The following is a 17,731-nucleotide window of genomic DNA, read 5'->3' as shown; positions in this document are numbered from 1 at the left end:
TATGAATTTCATAGCTTTCTAACACTCATCTAACCAAATTTATGCTTACGTTAAAATTTTCGCAATCTGATTCATAGATCACCTAGACTTGTATAAGTTGACTATTTCTTGTTTTTGTTTCTTTGTATGTTTTTGTTATATCACTAGGTAGTGCATTTCATTTTAAAATTTAAGAATTAATTATTGTCTGCAAGCAAGTCTTTTCATTTTTCTAATATTTCTTCATTATCAAACGAACTCTCATAAAACATTTCATCCATATTGGTTACTTTGGAAGTGTTTCAATTACTTACGTTAGGGTTTGCAACCTTTGCTCTATAAAACATTGCTCTCATATCAGTTACTTTGGAAGTATCTCAATTACTTACGTTAGGGTTTGCTTTTGAAGTATGACTAAACATCTCACTCATATCAGTTACTTTGGAAGTGTTTCAATTACTTACGTTAGGGTTTGCTTTTGAAGTAAAGCTAAACATTGAACTCATATTAGTTACTTTGGAAGTATCTCAATTACTTACGTTAGGGTTTGCTTTTGAAGTATGACGAAACATTGAACTCATATTAGTTACTTTGGAAGTATCTCAATTACTTACGTTAGGGTTTGCTTTTGAAGCATCACTAAACATTGAACTCATATTAGTTACTTTGGAAGTGTTTCAATTACTTACGTCGGGGTTTGCAACCTTTGCTCTATAAAACATTGCTCTCATATCAGTTACACTTGAAGTGTTTCAATTACTTACGTCGGGGTTTGCTTTTGAAGCATCACTAAACATTGAACTCATGTCAGTTACTTTGGAAGTGTTTCAATTACTTACGTCGGGGTTTGCTTTTTTAGCATCACTAAACATCTCACTCATATCAGTTACTTTGGAAGTATCTCAATTACTTACGTTAGGATTTGCTTTTGAAGCATCACTAAACATTGAACTCATATCAGTTACACTTGAAGTATCCCACTTACTTACGTCGGGGTTTGCTTTTTTAGTACCACTAAACATTCAACTCATATCAGTTACATTTGATGTATCTCAATTACTTACGTTAGGGTTTGCAACCTTTGCTCCATAAAACATCCCGCTCATATTAGTTACACTTGAAGTATCCCACTTACTTACGTCGGGGTTTGCTTTTGAAGTATCACTAAACATCTCACTCATATCAGTTACATTTGAAGTGTCTATAGTTCCATAAATATGAATATTTTTCTTAAAATTATAAAAAAGTTTAGATGAGTCTTCAGGAAATAAAACCCCTTCACAAATTGTTATGTTTTTGTTACTATATTTTGCTAGTGTTTCTTTGTTAATTATGTTCCCTGAAATGTTTGAAATTGAAATTTTATCAAGGCATATTGAAACAACATCATTCGTTACATTATAAATTAGGTTATTTTCTTTCATATTTTTATTTCTTACTCCTACTTTTTCTATTTTTTACTTCTCAGCTATTGTTATTATTTTAATTTTCTATTTAATAATACTAATTTTAGTTTGATAACAACTCATTGATTTATAAAAAATATTTCTACAAATAATTATACACAATTACATATATGCTGTGAAGCGCAAAACAAAAGTAGGAACTTTTATAATTTTTTGGATATAAAAAAATATCAATATAAAATAATTGCAAATAATTTGGACAAATCAATAAATTGAATAAGTAAAAAATTAGAATTAAGTTGGCAAATAGTTAAAAAAATAAAATACGATATTTTAAATAAAAATGTTGTTATTTCTCATAAAAATAAAGAGAATGAATTCACAAGAAAAATTTCAATAGAAGATGTCGATGAATTGATAATTAAATATTATGAACTTATTCAAAAATAAAGTAGACTATGCCATTTCATTAAACTGTTTTATGAATTTTGTATTGAGGGTGAAACTAAAGCAAAAATGAAATATCGCTCTTTTTTAAATAACTTAGTTTCTCGCAGTTTTTCAACGAATGATGAAAAGATATAGAAAAAATCATCTCTTTGACATAAAGTGGTTAACGAGATGATCAGCTTAAAACTATAGTTTCTTACGAATTATAGTTTTTTTATGCAATTTTTATTAACAAAAAACGCCAAAAAGTTCTCGGTTTTGATTTGTACTTCACATATACATACTAAGAAGAAAATTTTCTTTTATATCATCTGTCTAAAATATTTTTAGTACGCGATAATTTGTTCATATAATCTGGATATTTTGTAATTAAACAATCAAACAACAAATCAATAATTAATATTTGACTAACTTTTGATGAAATTGGAACCTCTTTTATAGTGTTTCTTATATTTTGATAAATTATGGTTCCATCAAAGCAATATTTATAATTAACTAATGAATTTGAAGTTACTGCAACGATTTTAGCATTATTGTCTTTTGCTAACTGTGCCGAAAATGTTAATTCTAAATTTTCAAATTTATTAGAAATAATAAAAAGTAAATCATTAGATGTAATATTTGCTAAAATTGGAACAAAAACATGGAAATCTTCACAAACAAAACAAGGTTTTCCAATTTTTAATAAATTTGCAGCTAATTCCATTGCTGGTTTTTGTGAAGAACCTAAGGCAAGAATATAAACATTTTGTGCTTGATGAATTAGTCTAGATATACTATCTATATCTCACTTTAATGTACCACTCAAAATATCATCAATTGCAAATTTATGTGCTAACAAAATATCTTTTTGACTATTTATTGAGTTTTCATATTCTTTGTTGAAATATTGTGTTTTAAAATCTCTAATAAGCAAATTTAAATGAGCAAAAAACGCTCTATAGTTTTCAAATCCCATTTTTCTTACAAAACGAGAAATAGTGCCCTCACTTGTATGAGTTTTTAATGCCAACTCCTTTTGAGAAAGTGTAAACTTATCTCCCGTAAAAGTATTTATATATTCTAAAATAGATTTATCACTATGACTAAGCTCAGGTGATAAATTTAAATATGGTTTAATTAATTCTTTATTTTTATTTGTCATAAATCTATTATAAAAAATAATGAAAGTTTATTGCAAAAAGATGAAAGTTTATTTAATATTATTAAAAAGTATAAAATATATGTTGGTATAAAGATGTGAAAATAATTACAAAGGAGGAATATGAAATACTCGCAAAGTGTTTGCGCATTAAATTTATTCCAAGCAATAGATAAATTAGATAAATTAGTAAATGATGGAATGATGCATATGCACCTGGATTTAATGGATTTTCATTATACCGAAAGTTTTGGTTTAAATCTAGAATCTATTAACTATTTGGTTGAAAGATACCCTAATGTTGAATTTGATGTTCATTGTATGGTTGATGACATTATGAAAATTTTACATAAGCTAACACAAATTAAAGTGAAAAGAATTTCATTTCCTTTAGACAAAGCGTCTTTAAAAATGGTTAAGAAACTAAAATCTTTATACCAAGGTTTTGAATTTGGTGTGATGATAGAATCGCACAACCAGATTGCAAGATATCAACAAATTTTAAAGAGTGTTGATTTTGTTGTATTAATGACAATTGATAAAATTGGTGGTACTGGTGTTTTATTAAATCCTGATCTTTTAAAAAAGATTGAAGAAATTAAACAAATAAACAAAGATTTATTAATTATTTCTGATGGTGGTTTAAGATCAAACAACATTCATTTATTTAATAAAGCAAAAGTCGATATTGCTGTAGGTGGATCAATTATTGATAACTACCCAAATAAGCAAAACACTTCATTTATGGATTATTGAAGGCGGGAGGTAGAATAGATGAAAATTAATTTTAGTGAAAATAAAAATATAAAACTAGTTAGTTTTTGAGACTTTAATGACCCCACTCCTCAAAAAATTTTCTTTTGAGTTGCCGCCGGAATGATGTTGCTATTATTATTTGCTTTAATAATTTGAAGAATTGCTACAAAAAATAAGAATATTGGTATTAAAAATAAAAAACGTATTGGTTCATTGAACAAAAAAATGAATGATATTGTTTTAGATTTATCAGCTAACAAAAATATAAAAGTTCTATATAACATTATTTTTGAAAATAAGTATGCAAAAGATAAACATTCGCAATTGCCTATTTTAGCTATTTGTGATTCAAGATTATTTTTAATCTCGAATATAATTGACACAAAAAAAGCAAAAATAAAAATTACAAATGATTTAAAAATTGAAATAATTAAAAACAATAAAGCCAAAAATTATGGAATTGTAAATCCTAGATGGTATAACGAAATTGAAAAATATATATCTCGTGAATTAATAAAAGATAAGAAAATAAAAATTAATAAAATTTTATTAATCAATGAAGAGCTAGAATTAATTCAAAATCAAACAGACTTTATTGTTTCAAATCAATTTGATTTAATTAATATTTTTAAAAATTCAAACTCTATGCAAATTGATGAATATATGCAAAAGAAAATACTATTCAAATTAAACGAAATTAATTTGCTAAAACAAAAAGTAACAAAAGTGTAATATGTTTAAATTCGAATTTACATATACTGGGTTTGCATTAGCAATTGGACTTTTCTTTTTTTTACTAGTATATACTTATATTTTTCGTTATATGAGAAATGGCAAAGCAATTCATACAACAAGTTCTGCAACAAATAATGCAATAACAAATGCAAAAAATATCATTACCAAAAATAATCAAAAAAAAGGGATAATTAAATATAAAAATAATTATTTTTTACCTAGCGCAAGAAAAAATAAGAATATTTTATATTTAGAAAAAAATAATAAAAACAATAGTATTTATTACAATTGTTTATGTGTTTTTGAAGCATTTTTATATAATCAACACCAAAATAATTATTTTGGTTGAGAAATGTTTTATAGAATAAATTCCTTTCTAATTTTTCTTAATTCTTTATGATTATTTGCTTTTAATATGTGAATCATTGCTATTGTGTTACTACTTTATGGATTAATTGTTATGATTATCTTTAGTGTATCAAATAGAAAAAAAATTAAAAATGCACAATTGGCAACAATTGAATATTTAAAATGACAATACTCTAATGAAGAAGATATTAAAATATTAGCTTCTGCTGTAGATTTTCACAAAATTCTATACCTAGATATTTTCTTAATTTCCTTTTTTGATACATTAAATAGAATTGCAAAGAATTTTAAACAATGAGGCCAATATGATGAATAAAAACAATGAACAAGATAGTAAAAACAACAAAGAATTAATTGAACACTATAAATTCATACTTACAACTGTATATGATAGAAAAATAGAAGAACTAGAAAATTTGTCTATCGAAGATCTAAAAGCAATTTTAGAAGAAGCTCAGGAACAAAGAATTGAATTAGAAAAAAACCCTAACCGGTTTTGATTAGTAAAAGGTATGCCAGAACCAAAAAAAGTTAAAACCAAAACTTCTGCAAAGGCAGGAATTATTGTTGTTGTTGCTTTCTTTACTATGTTAGCTTTAACTTGTTTGACATTCTTATTGTTAGCATTTAAACCATGAAAAAAATAATATAAGGAGTAATATGTCAAAACTTTTTAATAAGTCTATGATGAAAGCAATAAATGTTGCTGATTTAAAAAATTGAAAAGAATTAGTTGAAAAAGGCGTAGATATTTTAGTTGAACACGGGTATGCAACAAATAAATTAACTGATGCTATTTTAGATTCAACTGAAAAATATGGGGCTTACTACGTATTAGAAAAAGGTTTAGCCTTCTTACATGCGCCGGTCGGAGAATATAATTTAAAGACCGGTATAAGTATTATTTTATTAGATGATTTTATTGAATTTAACAATCAATCAGACAAATTAGGCAAAATAATAATAACTTTATCTGCGATTGATAATTCTTCACATATGAATTTATTGGAGGAATTTGGTAAATATTTTATGAATGAAGAATTTAAAAAAGAAGCATTTAAAATCAATGATATTGATACATTTTTAAAATTAGTTGATAAATATAAATAACAAATATAAAAGGAGATTATATGGTTATTAAAACAGTATGTGGATCAGGTTTGGGTTCATCTCTATTAGTAGAAATCAACGTAAAAAGCGTTTTAGATTCACTTGGAGTAGAATACGATTCTGTTGAACACACAAACATTTCAAACTTTAACGCCAGAGGCGTTGACTGGGTCGTTGTTGGCGCAGATGTTGCACCAACATTAGAATTCCCAGAAGAAAAAAAGATTATCTTAACAAATATCTTATCTAAAGCTGAATTAACAGAAAAACTCAAAGATAAGTTAGGTATCAAATAATATTTCAAGAAAGTAAAAGGAGAAAGAGACAATGGATTTTTTATATTTCTTATTATCGTTCTTTAAAAACTTCCTTTCTGCACCAGCTTTTGTAGTTGGATTATTCACAATGATTGGAGCTATTGCATTACGCAAGAAGTTTTCACAAGTGATTATTTCAGCCTTTAAAGTTACAATTGGATTTATTATTCTAGGTGGAGGAGCTGGAGTTTTAGTTGGATCTCTAAATCAATTCCAACCAGTATTTCAACACGTTTATGGATTAAGTGGCGTTATTCCAAACAACGATGCTTTTGCAGGAGCTTTAATTGCAATTAACGCAATAGCAAATGTTGGATCATTAATTATGATTGTGGGTATGATTTTAAACATTATATTGGCAGCAGTATCAAGATTTAAATATATTTATCTTTCAGGACATGTTTTATTCTACACATCAATTATGATTTCAGCAGTGTTCATAACATTAGGTTTTGAACCACAAAATAGTTTAGGTGACTTCTTTATAGTGTTAATTAGTGGTTCTGCACTATTAGCATCATATATGGTTATTTCACCAGCTGTTCAACAAAGATATATGAATATGATTATCGGAACAGATGAAATTGGATTAGGACACACAGGTGGATTTGGATATGCACTTAGTGGTCTAATTGGTGAAGGTATTGGATTAGCAATGAAAGGAAAAGTTATTTCAACAGAAGAAATTAAATTCCCAAAAAGTTTATATTTCTTTAGAAATACATTAGTTTCATTAACAATTACAATATTCTTCTTCTACATGTTTGCATTCTTACCTGGTGGCATAATGTATGAATTAGGTAAAATTACAGCCGCAACAGCAAAAGATGCACACGCGGTATTATCAAGTGGTAACTGATTAGTTACAATGATTGTTTCAGCATTTACATTTACAGCAGGTGTTGAAATTATGTTAACTGGTGTTCGTTTATTTATTGGAGAATTAGTTCCAACATTTAAAGCATTCAGTGAAAAATTAATTAAAAATTCAAAAGCAGCAGTTGACTGTCCAGTTGTATTCCCATATGCACCAAATGCTGTTTTAATTGGATTTATTTCAAGCTTTATTGCTGGTTTAGTTGGAATGTTTATTACAATTGGACTTCACCATGGTGGTTTATTAGCAGTTGTTATTTTACCAGGATTAGTGCCACACTTCTTCCTTGGTGCTACATCAGGTGTATTCGGAAATGTTAAAGGTGGTATTTTAGGCGCTATTGTTGGTGCATTTGTACATGGACTAATTATTACAATAGTTCCTGCTATCTTTATCTGAGGACATTGAGTTCCTGCTACATCAACAACATTAAACGCAATTGCAATTGGTAATGGTGTAAAAACAGATGCAATTAATTCACTTAACTGAGGTGACACAGATTATATTATTGGAGCAATACCAGGAGTATTTGGTTTAATTAACAAATGAGTTGGTTTTGCAGTTCCATTAGTACTATACTTTGGTTTAATTGTTGATGGAGTTGTAAATTACTTTATCAAAAAAAATAAACCAAATTCAGCTAAAAAAGTAGAAGCTCAAGCTTAGTTATATAAAACAAAAAAATTACAGCATGTTTATGTTGTAATTTTGATTAATTTGTTCAATAACTATAAAAATTAAATTATCATTTAATTAATACATTAAGGAGGTTATATGAACAATAATGAAAAAATGCTAGTTGCTTCAATGAGAGGCATAGCACTAGATTCAATAAATAAAGCTGGTCAAGGACACATTGGTATGGCTATAGGTGCAGCAAACATTACATATGCATTAATAGCAAAAAACTTAATGTTTAGCTCCAAAGAACCTAAATGAATAAATAGAGATAGATTTATTTTATCTGCCGGCCATGGCTCAATGGCATATTATTCAATAATGCATTTTTTAGGACTTTTAAGTGTTAATGATATGAAAGCACACAAATGCTTATATTCAAAAACACCGTCTCATCCTGAAATTGATAGATTCGACTTTGTAGACGCTTCGACCGGTCCATTAGGGCAAGGTATTGCAATGGGTGTAGGTATGGCTATAGCAGAAAAACACTTAGCAACTAAATATAATACAAAGGAAGTACCATTATTAGATCATTATGTATACGTTTTACATGGTGATGGTTGTTTACAAGAAGGTGTAGCACTAGAAGCAATACAACTTGCAGGAACATTACAATTAGACAAATTAATTCTAATTCACGATTTTAATGAAGTGCAAATTGATTCTCGAGCAAATGAAGTAAATAATATTGATTTTATCAAATATTTTGAATCTCAAAATTTTGCGACATTTGATGTCCTTGAAGACGATCCTGATAAAATCGATGAGGCAATTCAGGCTGCTAAAAAAGCAGGAAAACCTTCATACATAAGAGTACATACAACTATTGCAAAAAACACTCCTAATGAAAACGTTTCAAAAGGACATAATGGTGTTTTAAATCCAGAAGACACAATTAATTTTAAGAAAAAATGTGGTTTAGAAACATTCGAACCTTTCGAATATCCTATTGAGGTTTATCAATATGCCCAAACATATTGAGAAGCAAAAGTTAAGAAATATGATGAATGAAATCAAATGTATGATAAAAATAATAAAAAACTCGATGATAAAATTAGATTTATTATCGAAGAATCAAAAAAATCAAAGAAAACATCATTCGCAGATTTAGTGCAATGATCTAATGTTAATTTTACTGAAAATGATGTTGCTATACGTAATCATTTTCCACACATAATGAATGCATTAGAAAACACTAATCTAGTATTAGGCGGATCAGCTGATTTATATGCTGCAACAAAAATAGGATTCAAAAACCGTTTTGATGAAAAAGGATTCAATATTAAATATGGAATTCGTGAATTTGCAATGTGTGCAATAAATAATGGTATTAATCTATATACAAATGCATTGCGTACTGTAGATTCAACATTTTTGGCTTTTGCTGACTATATGAAACCTGCGTTGCGTTTAGGCTCAATTATGGAATTACCACTTGTTCATGTGTTTACACATGATAGTTATCAAGTTGGTGGTGATGGTCCAACACACCAACCTGTTGATCAAATTCCAATGTTAAGAGCATTAAATGGAATGAAAGTTATTCGTCCTTGTGACCAAAATGAAGTGTTAGCTGCATTTAAATATGCATTTAGTGAAACTAAAAATCAAAGCGCTATAATAGGTTGTCGCCAACCCATTAAATCCTTTAAAATACTTAAAGGTGATTTAGTGCCAGCTTATGTTATTAAAGAAACTAAAGATTTTGATATATCTTTATTAGCATCTGGATCGGAAGTTGAATTAGCTTATACTATTGCTAACCAACTAGAAGAAACAACTGATATTAAAGCAAGAGTTATTTCTGTACCATTATTACAAGATTTAGTTAAAAATGAAAAACTTGTAAAAGAATTAAAATTAGATCAAAAACCAATGTTTGCAATCGAAGCAACAAGTGATAGTATGTGATATCAATTATCAAGATATAACAAAATTGAAGCACATCTAGCAGATGGTTTTGGTCACTCTGCAGACGGACAAGAAGTTTATGAACTTAAAGGTTTTACGCCAGAATTTATTATTGAAAAAATTAAACGTTTTCTTATTAAATAAATAGTTTTTTACCAAGCAAATTGCTTGGTTTTTTATATCATTTATGAAAAATTTTCATATTTTTTACAAACTTTTTTATGTTAAAAATTTTAATTCAGAAAATAATTTTCAAACTTTTTCTTATTATTTTTTTATAATAAAGCATATAAAATTACCATTTTTATCTAATTTATAGCATTAATTAAAAATATAAAGATATAAATTATATTTTTTGGAATTAATTTCCAAATAAATCGAATGACAATATTACAATAATAATTAAAATTTAATATAGAACAAAAAGAAATTTTAGTTCTTAAATGTTGAAAAACAAAGGAGAAATATATGAAAGAAAAGTTTGTCAGAACCGTTCTAGGGGATGTTCCTGCTAGTTCAATCGGAATCACTGACTGTCATGATCACCTAATTAAAAATGGTGGTCCTGAAATGGAAGAACATATTGATTTTTTAATGATTAATGTTGATGCTGCCAAAAAAGAAGTACAAGAATACATTGATCATGGTGGTAAAACAATTGTAACAATGGATCCACCTAATGTTGGACGTGATGTCTTTAGAATGTTAGAAATTGCTGAAGCATTTAAAGGAAAAGCAAACATTGTTATGTCAACAGGATTTCATAAAGCAAAATTTTATGATAAATATTGCTCATGATTAGCTTGTGTTCCTACAGACGACATTGTTAAAATGATGGTTGCTGAAATCGAAGAAGGAATGGATGTTTATAATTACAACGGCCCTGTTGTTAAACGTTCAAAAGCTAAAGCAGGTATTATAAAAGCTGGTACAGGTTATGCAGCTATTGATAGATTAGAATTAAAAGCTCTTGAAGTTGCTGCAAGAACCTCAATTGAAACTGGTTGTCCTATTTTAGTACATACACAATTAGGTACAATGGCTCTTGAAGTAGCAAAACACTTAATTGGTTTTGGAGCAAATCCAAGAAAAATTCAAATTTCACACTTAAATAAAAACCCAGATCGTTACTACTATGAAAAAGTTATTAAGGAAACTGGTGTTACACTTTGTTTAGATGGTCCAGACCGTGTTAAATACTACCCAGATTCAGAATTAGCAGATAATATTAAATATTTAGTAGACAAAGGTTTACAAAAAAATATTACTTTAAGTTTAGATGCAGGTAGAATTCTTTACCAAAGAAATTATGGTTTAACAAAAGGTAAAGAAACATTTGGTTTTTCATACTTGTTTGAAAGATTTATACCTTTATTAAAACAAGTTGGTGTATCACAAGAAGCTATTGATGACATTTTAATCAATAACCCTCGTGAAATTCTTGCGTTTGATGAACCAAGAAAATTTGATAAATCTAAAGTTGCAAAAGAAGTTGTGCAACTAAAAAAAGATTTAAATTTAGATTAATAAATTAGATAATTATTTATTATACGTATGTACATATAAATAATTTTGAAAAAGGAGAATTATGTCAAATAATACAAAGACAAAAAGACCTTTTAATTGGAAAGCATTAGTTGCTGTTTTAGTTGTTGTTGTATTGTTAGTTACTATTTGAGTATTATCATTATGATATTCAAAATGGAACTTTAACGATGGAACTAACTTCTTTATTAAAAGAATTTTAGTTGACAACTTTTTAGGAGTAAATGCTGTTTTAATCGGGCTTTTAATATTAGTTGGTTACCTCATATTAGGTAGAGGTGTTACCGATTCACTAGTTGGTATGCTAAAAGGTATGATTGGTGTACTAATTCTAAGTATTGGTGCCGGAACATTAGTAAAAATTGCAAAACCTATTTTCAATTCTTTCAAATCATTCGGTACACTTACACCATTAGATCCATATTTAGGCTGAACAAGTGCAAATAACTTTTTAGGTCAATATGTTTCATGAGTATCATACGCATTAATTATCGGATTATTCGTTAATATATTATTAATTGTTCTAAGAAAATGAACAAATGTACATTCATTAATGGTTACTGGACACGTTATGTTCCAACAAGCCGCAATGGTTGTTGCTGTTGTTGCGCTATTAATGTTTGCTGTAGATCCTACTCAATCTGTTGGCGCAGGTTTATCTTCAGGTGTTATTATAGTATCTGGAATTTTATTAGGTACTTATTGAGGTGTTGCATCAACTGCAACAATTAAAGGTTCAGACGTTGTTACACAAGGTGCTGGATTCGCTGTTGGTCACCAACAAATGTTTGGTGTTTCATTAGCATATGGAATTGGTAAATTCTTCGGTAAAAAAGAAGACTCTGCTGAAACCAAAAAATTATCAAACAAAATTAAAATTTTTGAAGATAACATCTTCACACAATCATTAATTATTTTAGTTGTATTTTTAATACTAGTATTAATCTTACAATTTGCTGGTCCAGATGCTGTTAAATTCGCTAATTTAAAAACTGGAAAAGTAAATCTTACAGTATATAGTGACTGAAATGCTGCTGGTAAAGAAGCATTTTGAGTTACAAACCTTGTATTAACATCATTAAAATTAGTTGGTTCTATTTTAGTATTACAAATGGGTGTTCGTATGTTTGTTACAGAATTACAACAATCATTCCAAGGAATTAGTGAAAAATTAGTTCCAGGTGCTGTTGTTGCTGTTGATGTTGCTGCTACATATGGTTTTTCACCAAACTCAGTAACATACGGATTTATTTCTGGTACAATTGGACAATTTATAGCTGTTGCTCTTACAATTGGATTATATTTTGCTACAAAAGGTCACTCATTTGAATATGTAATGGTAATTCCATTGTTTATTACATTATTCTTTAACTCTGGATCAATAGGTGTATTCGCAAATGCATCAGGTGGATTTAAAGCTTCAATTATTGTTCCAGCATTATTTGGATTTGTTGAAATTTTAGTAGTTTCACTTGGATTATCAGTTATGAAATATTCACAAGCTGCTTATCCATTTTCAACAGGTTACATTGGAATGTTTGACTGAAACGTTGCTTTTGGTTCAATAATTACATTATCAAGTTGATCAAAAATTGCTGCATACATTGTATTCCCAGCATACATAGTATTGATGCTTGTATTAGCACAAATTGTTGATTCAAACAGACAATCAAAACCAACATTTATGCAAAAAGCATTTAATATTAAACCTAACTTAGAATTTGCAAAAGCTGAAGCAGAATTCGCAAAAGCAAACGCTTAATTTAGGTTTTAAATAAAAGCAGTTTTCTGCTTTTATTTTTATAAGTAAAATAATAAATTATAAAATTTTTAAGGAGTAAAAATGAAAGTATTATGTTTATGTGGATCTGGAATGGGAACCAGTATGATTATTAAATTAAAAACCCAACAAGCTTTAAAAGAATTAGGAATTCAAGGTAGTGTTGAAGCACTAGGTTTAGGACAAGGTAAAGCAATGGTAAACTCATTTGATGTTGTTTTATGTACTGCTAACTTTGTTTCTGAAGTTCAAAATGCTAAAGCTCTTGCTTATGGATTAAAAAATGTTATGAATATTGAAGAAATTAAAGGAGCTTTAGCAGATGCTAAAGAAAAATTGAAATAATGAAAGCAAAATTAAATTTATTAGACAATTTAAAAATTAATGACTCAATTATTACTAATGTTGAAGTTAAAGACTGAAAAGAAGCTATTCATAAAGCATTAGAACCATTAGTTAATAAAAATGTTATTAATTGAAATTATTACGATGCTATTTTAAAATCAACTCAAGAACATGGTCCATACTATATTTTGGTTGATGGTTTAGCAATGCCACATGCATCTGCAACTAAGGATTGCGTGTTTTCAAATGGTTTTAGTTTAATTACTTTAAAAGAACCAATTAAATTTGAAGGCGATGATAGAGAAGTAAAAATAATAATGGGACTTGCTGCAATTGATGGTGAAACACATACAGCAGTTGCAATTCCTCAAATAATTGCAGTGTTTGAAGAACCTAAAAATATTGAAATTATCGCAAATTGCAAAACAAAAGATGAAGTAATCAAATTTATTGAAAGTGTGGATTACACAAAATATTTATCATAGATTTAAGGAGAATTATATATGAAACCAATGTTACAAATAGCTTTAGATAATCAAACAATTGAAGAAGCTATTCAAAGTGCTAAAAAAGTTGAAAAATACATAGATATTATTGAAGTTGGAACTATCTTAATAGCTTCAGAAGGTAAAAAGGCTATTAAGGCATTAAAAGAAGCATTTCCAAATAAAATTATTGTTGCAGATGGAAAAATAGCTGATGCAGGAAAAATATTTGGAAAAATGTTTTTTGAAAACGGTGCTGACTATACAACATGTATTTGCGCTGCTGAAGTACCAACAATAGTTGAAACAATGAATATTGCCAAAGAATATGGAGATAATAAAGAAGTTCAAATTGAACTAACTTCAAATTTCACTTGGGAACAAGTAGAACAATGAAAAAAAGCAGGAGTTCCACAAGTTGTTTGACATAGATCAAGAGATAGTCAAGCAAGTGGAGTAAAATGAGGTTCTAGAGATATTGAAGCTGTTAAAAAACTTGCTGATAAAGGATTTAAAGTCACAATAACTGGTGGTGTAAGTTTAGAAGATATAAAATTATTCAAAGATATTCCAGTTTATATTTTTATTGCAGGTAGATCACTAAGAGATGCTGAAAATCCAGAACAAGCAGCGAAAGAATTTAAAGATGAATTTGCAAAATATTGAAAATAAAAATAGATTGCTTGGAATATATGAAAAAGCAATAAATAATAAATTTACATTAGAAGAAAAAATTATTATCGCTAAAACAGCAGGATATGATTTTATGGAATTTTCTGTGGATGAAAGCGATGAGAGATTAGCAAGATTAGATTGAAATGAACAACAAATTAAAGAAGTTCAATCATTATTAATTAAACACAATTTTAATTTTAATTCTATGACATTAAGCGGGCATAGAAAATATCCTTTTGGCTCTAAAAATAAAGATACTAGAGTTAAAGCAATGAGTATCATGCATAAAGCGATCATTTTGGCTAAAAAATTAGGAATTAGAACAGTTCAATTAGCAGGATACGATGTTTACTATGAAGAAGCTGACAATGAAACTAAAAAATATTTTATTGAGGGAATTAAAGAAGCTGTCAAATTAGCAAGTAAATATTCTGTTGTTTTAGCTTTTGAAATTATGGACACACGTTTTATGGGTACAAATACACGCGCTTTAACATATCTTAATATTGTGGATAGCCCTTATTTACAAATATATCCTGATTTAGGCAATATTTATCAATGAGCTAATAAAGAGGACTTATATAATGAATTTGAAATAGCTAAAAATCACTTAGTTGCATTCCATTTTAAAGATACAGTTCCAGGAAAATTTAGAGATACACCTTTTGGCACCGGAACAGTAGATTTTCCATATATGCTAAAAATATTAAAAGATTTAAAACTAAATCAACCAATAATGATAGAAATGTGATCTTTAAATAAAAAAGATGAAACAAAAGAAGAAGCTATTAAATATATTTCTGATGCAAAAATATTTTATGAACAACAATGAAAAATTATTGGAGGAGATAATTAATGCTACATCTGGATCCAAAATATTTAGAAGAAATTCAACAATTAAAAGAAGAAGTTTTTAAAGCTAATTTGTTATTAGTTAAATATGGTTTAGTTATTCATACTTGAGGAAATGTATCAGGCATTACAAAAGATAGAAAATATATGGTAATTAAACCTAGTGGTGTTTCATATGAAAATATGAAGGCAGACGATATGGTTGTTACAGATTTAAATAACAATGTTATTGATTCTAAATATAAACCTTCAAGCGATACGCCAACACACACATTGCTATATAAAGAAAACCCTGAATTAAAAGGAATTGTACATACACATTCAGTAAATGCTGTTTCTTTTGCACAAGCAGGTAAAGATATTCCTTGTTTTGGTACAACTCATGCGGATAACTTTTATGGACCTGTACCTTGCGCTAGATCACTAACTCCTGAGGAAATCAACGGAGAATACGAACACAATACAGGTTTAGTAATAATTGAAACATTTAAGAAAAGAAAAATAGATTGAAAAGCTTGTTCTGCAACATTAGTTAAAGAACACGGTCCTTTTGTATGAAGTTTTAAAAGTCCTAAAGATGCTGTTGATTTAGCTCTTACATTAGAAACTGTTGCCAAAATGGCAATTAATACATTGATAATAAATAATAACGAGGCACCACAAGCACAAAAAAGTTTAATTGAAAAACATTATAATAGGAAACATGGTAAAAATGCTTACTATGGACAAAAAAATTAAAGATTTTGATACATTTGTATTTGATCTAGATGGCACACTATATAATTCTCAAAAAGTAATAAGCGAAAATACTAGAAATACTATAAAACAGTTACATAAGTTAAATAAAAATGTAATCATAGCTACTGGTAGACCATATTATATGAATTATAAAATTATCGAAGATTTAAATATTAAACTGCCAATTATTGCTGGAAATGGTTCAATGATTTATGATGTAATCACAAAACAAGTATTATTTTTTAAAAGCATTGAAAAAAAATCTGCCAAAAATATTGTTGACTATTTAGAAAATAACAAAATAGATTATCTTGGGTATTCTAAATTCGAAATGATTGGAAATAACTATTCAAATCCCGATTGATTCGCCAAAATTATTTATCCTCATTTAAAAAAGGATAATTTATATAAATGAAAATATGAAGAAAAAGAAATTAATAATTTTGTTGATGAATATGATTTTTCTAAATTTCTAATTATTACTCAAAATATTTCTGATGAAAAAATAAAAGAACTTATTGATTTTTTAAACACTTTAAAAAACGATATATATTATGTGTCTTCAGCTAAAGGTGTAATAGACATAATGTCTAAAAATATTTCAAAAGGTGATGCATTATTAAAATTAATGAATCTAAAAAATATAACAAATGACAAATCCATATCTTTTGGTGATGCTGCTAATGACATTCCTATGTTGAAAACAACTAGTTTTAGTGTTGCTATGGGCAATGCTATAAATGAAGTAAAAGAAACTGCTAGCTTTGTAACTAAAACTAATGACGAAGATGGAGTATCTTATTTCATTAATTTATTGGAAGGCAAAAATGAATGTTAAACACAATATTTACAAAATAAATTTTATTGCAGATAAATATTGATATCAACCATCAATGTGAACTTTGAGTAGGAGACTTTGAGCAGGAAGACCTTTTTTAAATCTCACAGATTTAATAAATTCATTAGATATAAAGTATCAACCTTCGTTTTTTAGTTTTAATGGAGATCCAAGGTTTTTTCATTTTAATAACATTCAAAAAAATTATGGATGTGAATTCTCTATAAATCCTAGTTCTATAAAAGATAAAAATAATTCATTTATCATAAAAATTAATTCACAAATTCATATAATAATTGATGATTTAGGAATTAAATATATTAAACAAGGATATATATTTGGAGCACCAATATATTATTATGAAGATTTGTTAAAAAGTAATAATGTACTTGAAAATGAAATATTAGAAATTAGATGAAGAAAAAAATATTTTGAAATTTCCAAAAAAGTTATTAACGAATAATTTTTATAAAAAGCACTAATAAGAGTGAAATGCAAAACAAAAGTAAGAATTTTTTTATGTTTAATTTGCTTTTAAAATTTATGTAAAAAAACTATAATTCCATAAGAACTATAGTTCTATTGGACCCGTCTCATTAGTCTGAAAAATCAACGAGATGGGTTTTTTCTATATCCTTTCTTCAATTCATAATCTGTTTTTGAATTTTTTTGATATTTTTTCATATCAAAAAAATTATAAAAGCTCTCACTTTTGATTTACCGCTTAAGTTCTCACTTTTG

Annotated in this window: 20 protein-coding genes; 18 read left to right on the top strand and 2 right to left on the bottom strand. The window is 27.6% G+C overall.

The genetic code is table 4. The features are described from left to right. Window positions 1-176 precede the first annotated feature (176 nt). Window positions 177-1,403, bottom strand: a complete 1,227-nt coding sequence (locus T388_RS03660) for a BspA family leucine-rich repeat surface protein (RefSeq protein ID WP_051586184.1) — start codon at window positions 1,401-1,403, stop codon at window positions 177-179. Window positions 1,404-1,598: 195 nt separating this feature from the next. On the opposite strand from T388_RS03660, the gene T388_RS0101435 reads away from it, so the two are divergent. Next, entirely contained in the window at window positions 1,599-1,835 is a 237-nt protein-coding gene (locus tag T388_RS0101435; protein WP_027120558.1) for a hypothetical protein, read from the top strand. Between the two features lie 283 nt (window positions 1,836-2,118). Here T388_RS0101435 and T388_RS0101430 read toward each other — a convergent pair whose 3' ends face one another. After that, complete coding sequence (locus T388_RS0101430) at window positions 2,119-2,979, bottom strand: MurR/RpiR family transcriptional regulator (protein ID WP_027120557.1); 861 nt, start codon at window positions 2,977-2,979, stop codon at window positions 2,119-2,121. A 120-nt stretch (window positions 2,980-3,099) separates the two neighbouring features. On the opposite strand from T388_RS0101430, the gene T388_RS0101425 reads away from it, so the two are divergent. The 17 genes from T388_RS0101425 (at window position 3,100) to T388_RS0101340 (ending at window position 17,453) form a co-directional block, all read left to right on the top strand. After that, a complete protein-coding gene (locus T388_RS0101425; protein WP_027120556.1) occupies window positions 3,100-3,750 on the top strand; it encodes a beta/alpha barrel domain-containing protein in 651 nt (216 codons plus the stop codon). After that, window positions 3,751-4,464 (top strand): hypothetical protein, encoded by a 714-nt coding sequence (locus tag T388_RS0101420; protein ID WP_027120555.1) that lies wholly within the window; start codon window positions 3,751-3,753, stop codon window positions 4,462-4,464. It abuts the gene before it with no gap. Between the two features lies 1 nt (window position 4,465). Beyond that, window positions 4,466-5,152, top strand: coding sequence for a hypothetical protein (locus T388_RS0101415; protein ID WP_027120554.1), 687 nt, complete (start codon window positions 4,466-4,468; stop codon window positions 5,150-5,152). Next, on the top strand, window positions 5,142-5,483 hold the full coding sequence (locus tag T388_RS0101410) for a flagellar assembly protein FliH (RefSeq protein ID WP_051586183.1): 342 nt from the start codon (window positions 5,142-5,144) through the stop codon (window positions 5,481-5,483). Before T388_RS0101415 ends, T388_RS0101410 begins: the two co-directional genes overlap by 11 nt. Window positions 5,484-5,496: 13 nt before the next feature. Next, window positions 5,497-5,946 carry a PTS sugar transporter subunit IIA gene (locus tag T388_RS0101405; RefSeq protein ID WP_027120552.1) on the top strand — a complete coding sequence of 150 codons (450 nt, stop codon included), beginning with the start codon at window positions 5,497-5,499 and terminating at the stop codon, window positions 5,944-5,946. Window positions 5,947-5,966: 20 nt separating this feature from the next. Then, entirely contained in the window at window positions 5,967-6,242 is a 276-nt protein-coding gene (locus tag T388_RS0101400) for a PTS sugar transporter subunit IIB (protein WP_027120551.1), read from the top strand. 31 nt (window positions 6,243-6,273) lie between these two features. Then, on the top strand, window positions 6,274-7,806 hold the full coding sequence (locus tag T388_RS0101395) for a PTS sugar transporter subunit IIC (RefSeq protein ID WP_027120550.1): 1,533 nt from the start codon (window positions 6,274-6,276) through the stop codon (window positions 7,804-7,806). 108 nt (window positions 7,807-7,914) lie between these two features. Then, complete coding sequence (locus T388_RS0101390; protein WP_027120549.1) at window positions 7,915-9,876, top strand: transketolase-like TK C-terminal-containing protein; 1,962 nt, start codon at window positions 7,915-7,917, stop codon at window positions 9,874-9,876. Between the two features lie 324 nt (window positions 9,877-10,200). After that, the gene (locus tag T388_RS0101380; protein ID WP_027120548.1) at window positions 10,201-11,259 is read left to right on the top strand and encodes a phospho-furanose lactonase; all 1,059 of its coding nucleotides are present in this window, start codon (window positions 10,201-10,203) and stop codon (window positions 11,257-11,259) included. Window positions 11,260-11,320: 61 nt separating this feature from the next. After that, window positions 11,321-13,039 carry a PTS ascorbate transporter subunit IIC gene (locus T388_RS0101375; protein ID WP_027120547.1) on the top strand — a complete coding sequence of 573 codons (1,719 nt, stop codon included), beginning with the start codon at window positions 11,321-11,323 and terminating at the stop codon, window positions 13,037-13,039. Window positions 13,040-13,120: 81 nt separating this feature from the next. Next, window positions 13,121-13,402: a PTS sugar transporter subunit IIB gene (locus T388_RS0101370; RefSeq protein ID WP_027120546.1), complete on the top strand. Its 282-nt coding sequence runs from the start codon at window positions 13,121-13,123 to the stop codon at window positions 13,400-13,402. Beyond that, the gene (locus T388_RS0101365) at window positions 13,402-13,887 is read left to right on the top strand and encodes a PTS sugar transporter subunit IIA (protein WP_027120545.1); all 486 of its coding nucleotides are present in this window, start codon (window positions 13,402-13,404) and stop codon (window positions 13,885-13,887) included. Before T388_RS0101370 ends, T388_RS0101365 begins: the two co-directional genes overlap by 1 nt. 18 nt (window positions 13,888-13,905) lie before the next feature. Further along, on the top strand, window positions 13,906-14,559 hold the full coding sequence (locus tag T388_RS0101360; RefSeq protein ID WP_027120544.1) for a 3-keto-L-gulonate-6-phosphate decarboxylase UlaD: 654 nt from the start codon (window positions 13,906-13,908) through the stop codon (window positions 14,557-14,559). Beyond that, window positions 14,534-15,418: an L-ribulose-5-phosphate 3-epimerase gene (locus T388_RS0101355; RefSeq protein WP_027120543.1), complete on the top strand. Its 885-nt coding sequence runs from the start codon at window positions 14,534-14,536 to the stop codon at window positions 15,416-15,418. Before T388_RS0101360 ends, T388_RS0101355 begins: the two co-directional genes overlap by 26 nt. Further along, the gene (locus T388_RS0101350; protein WP_027120542.1) at window positions 15,418-16,152 is read left to right on the top strand and encodes an L-ribulose-5-phosphate 4-epimerase; all 735 of its coding nucleotides are present in this window, start codon (window positions 15,418-15,420) and stop codon (window positions 16,150-16,152) included. The genes T388_RS0101355 and T388_RS0101350 overlap by 1 nt, the downstream gene beginning before the upstream one ends. Continuing rightward, complete coding sequence (locus T388_RS0101345; RefSeq protein WP_245598348.1) at window positions 16,118-16,990, top strand: Cof-type HAD-IIB family hydrolase; 873 nt, start codon at window positions 16,118-16,120, stop codon at window positions 16,988-16,990. The genes T388_RS0101350 and T388_RS0101345 overlap by 35 nt, the downstream gene beginning before the upstream one ends. After that, complete coding sequence (locus T388_RS0101340) at window positions 16,980-17,453, top strand: MPN499 family protein (protein ID WP_027120540.1); 474 nt, start codon at window positions 16,980-16,982, stop codon at window positions 17,451-17,453. Before T388_RS0101345 ends, T388_RS0101340 begins: the two co-directional genes overlap by 11 nt. Window positions 17,454-17,731: the final 278 nt, after the last annotated feature.

It is taken from the genome of Mycoplasmopsis lipofaciens ATCC 35015 (assembly GCF_000686585.1).
GTDB lineage: Bacteria > Bacillota_I > Bacilli_A > Mycoplasmatales > Metamycoplasmataceae > Mycoplasmopsis > Mycoplasmopsis lipofaciens.
The sequence above is the reverse complement of the archived record's forward strand: the minus strand, read 5'-3'. Positions and strand labels throughout refer to the sequence as shown.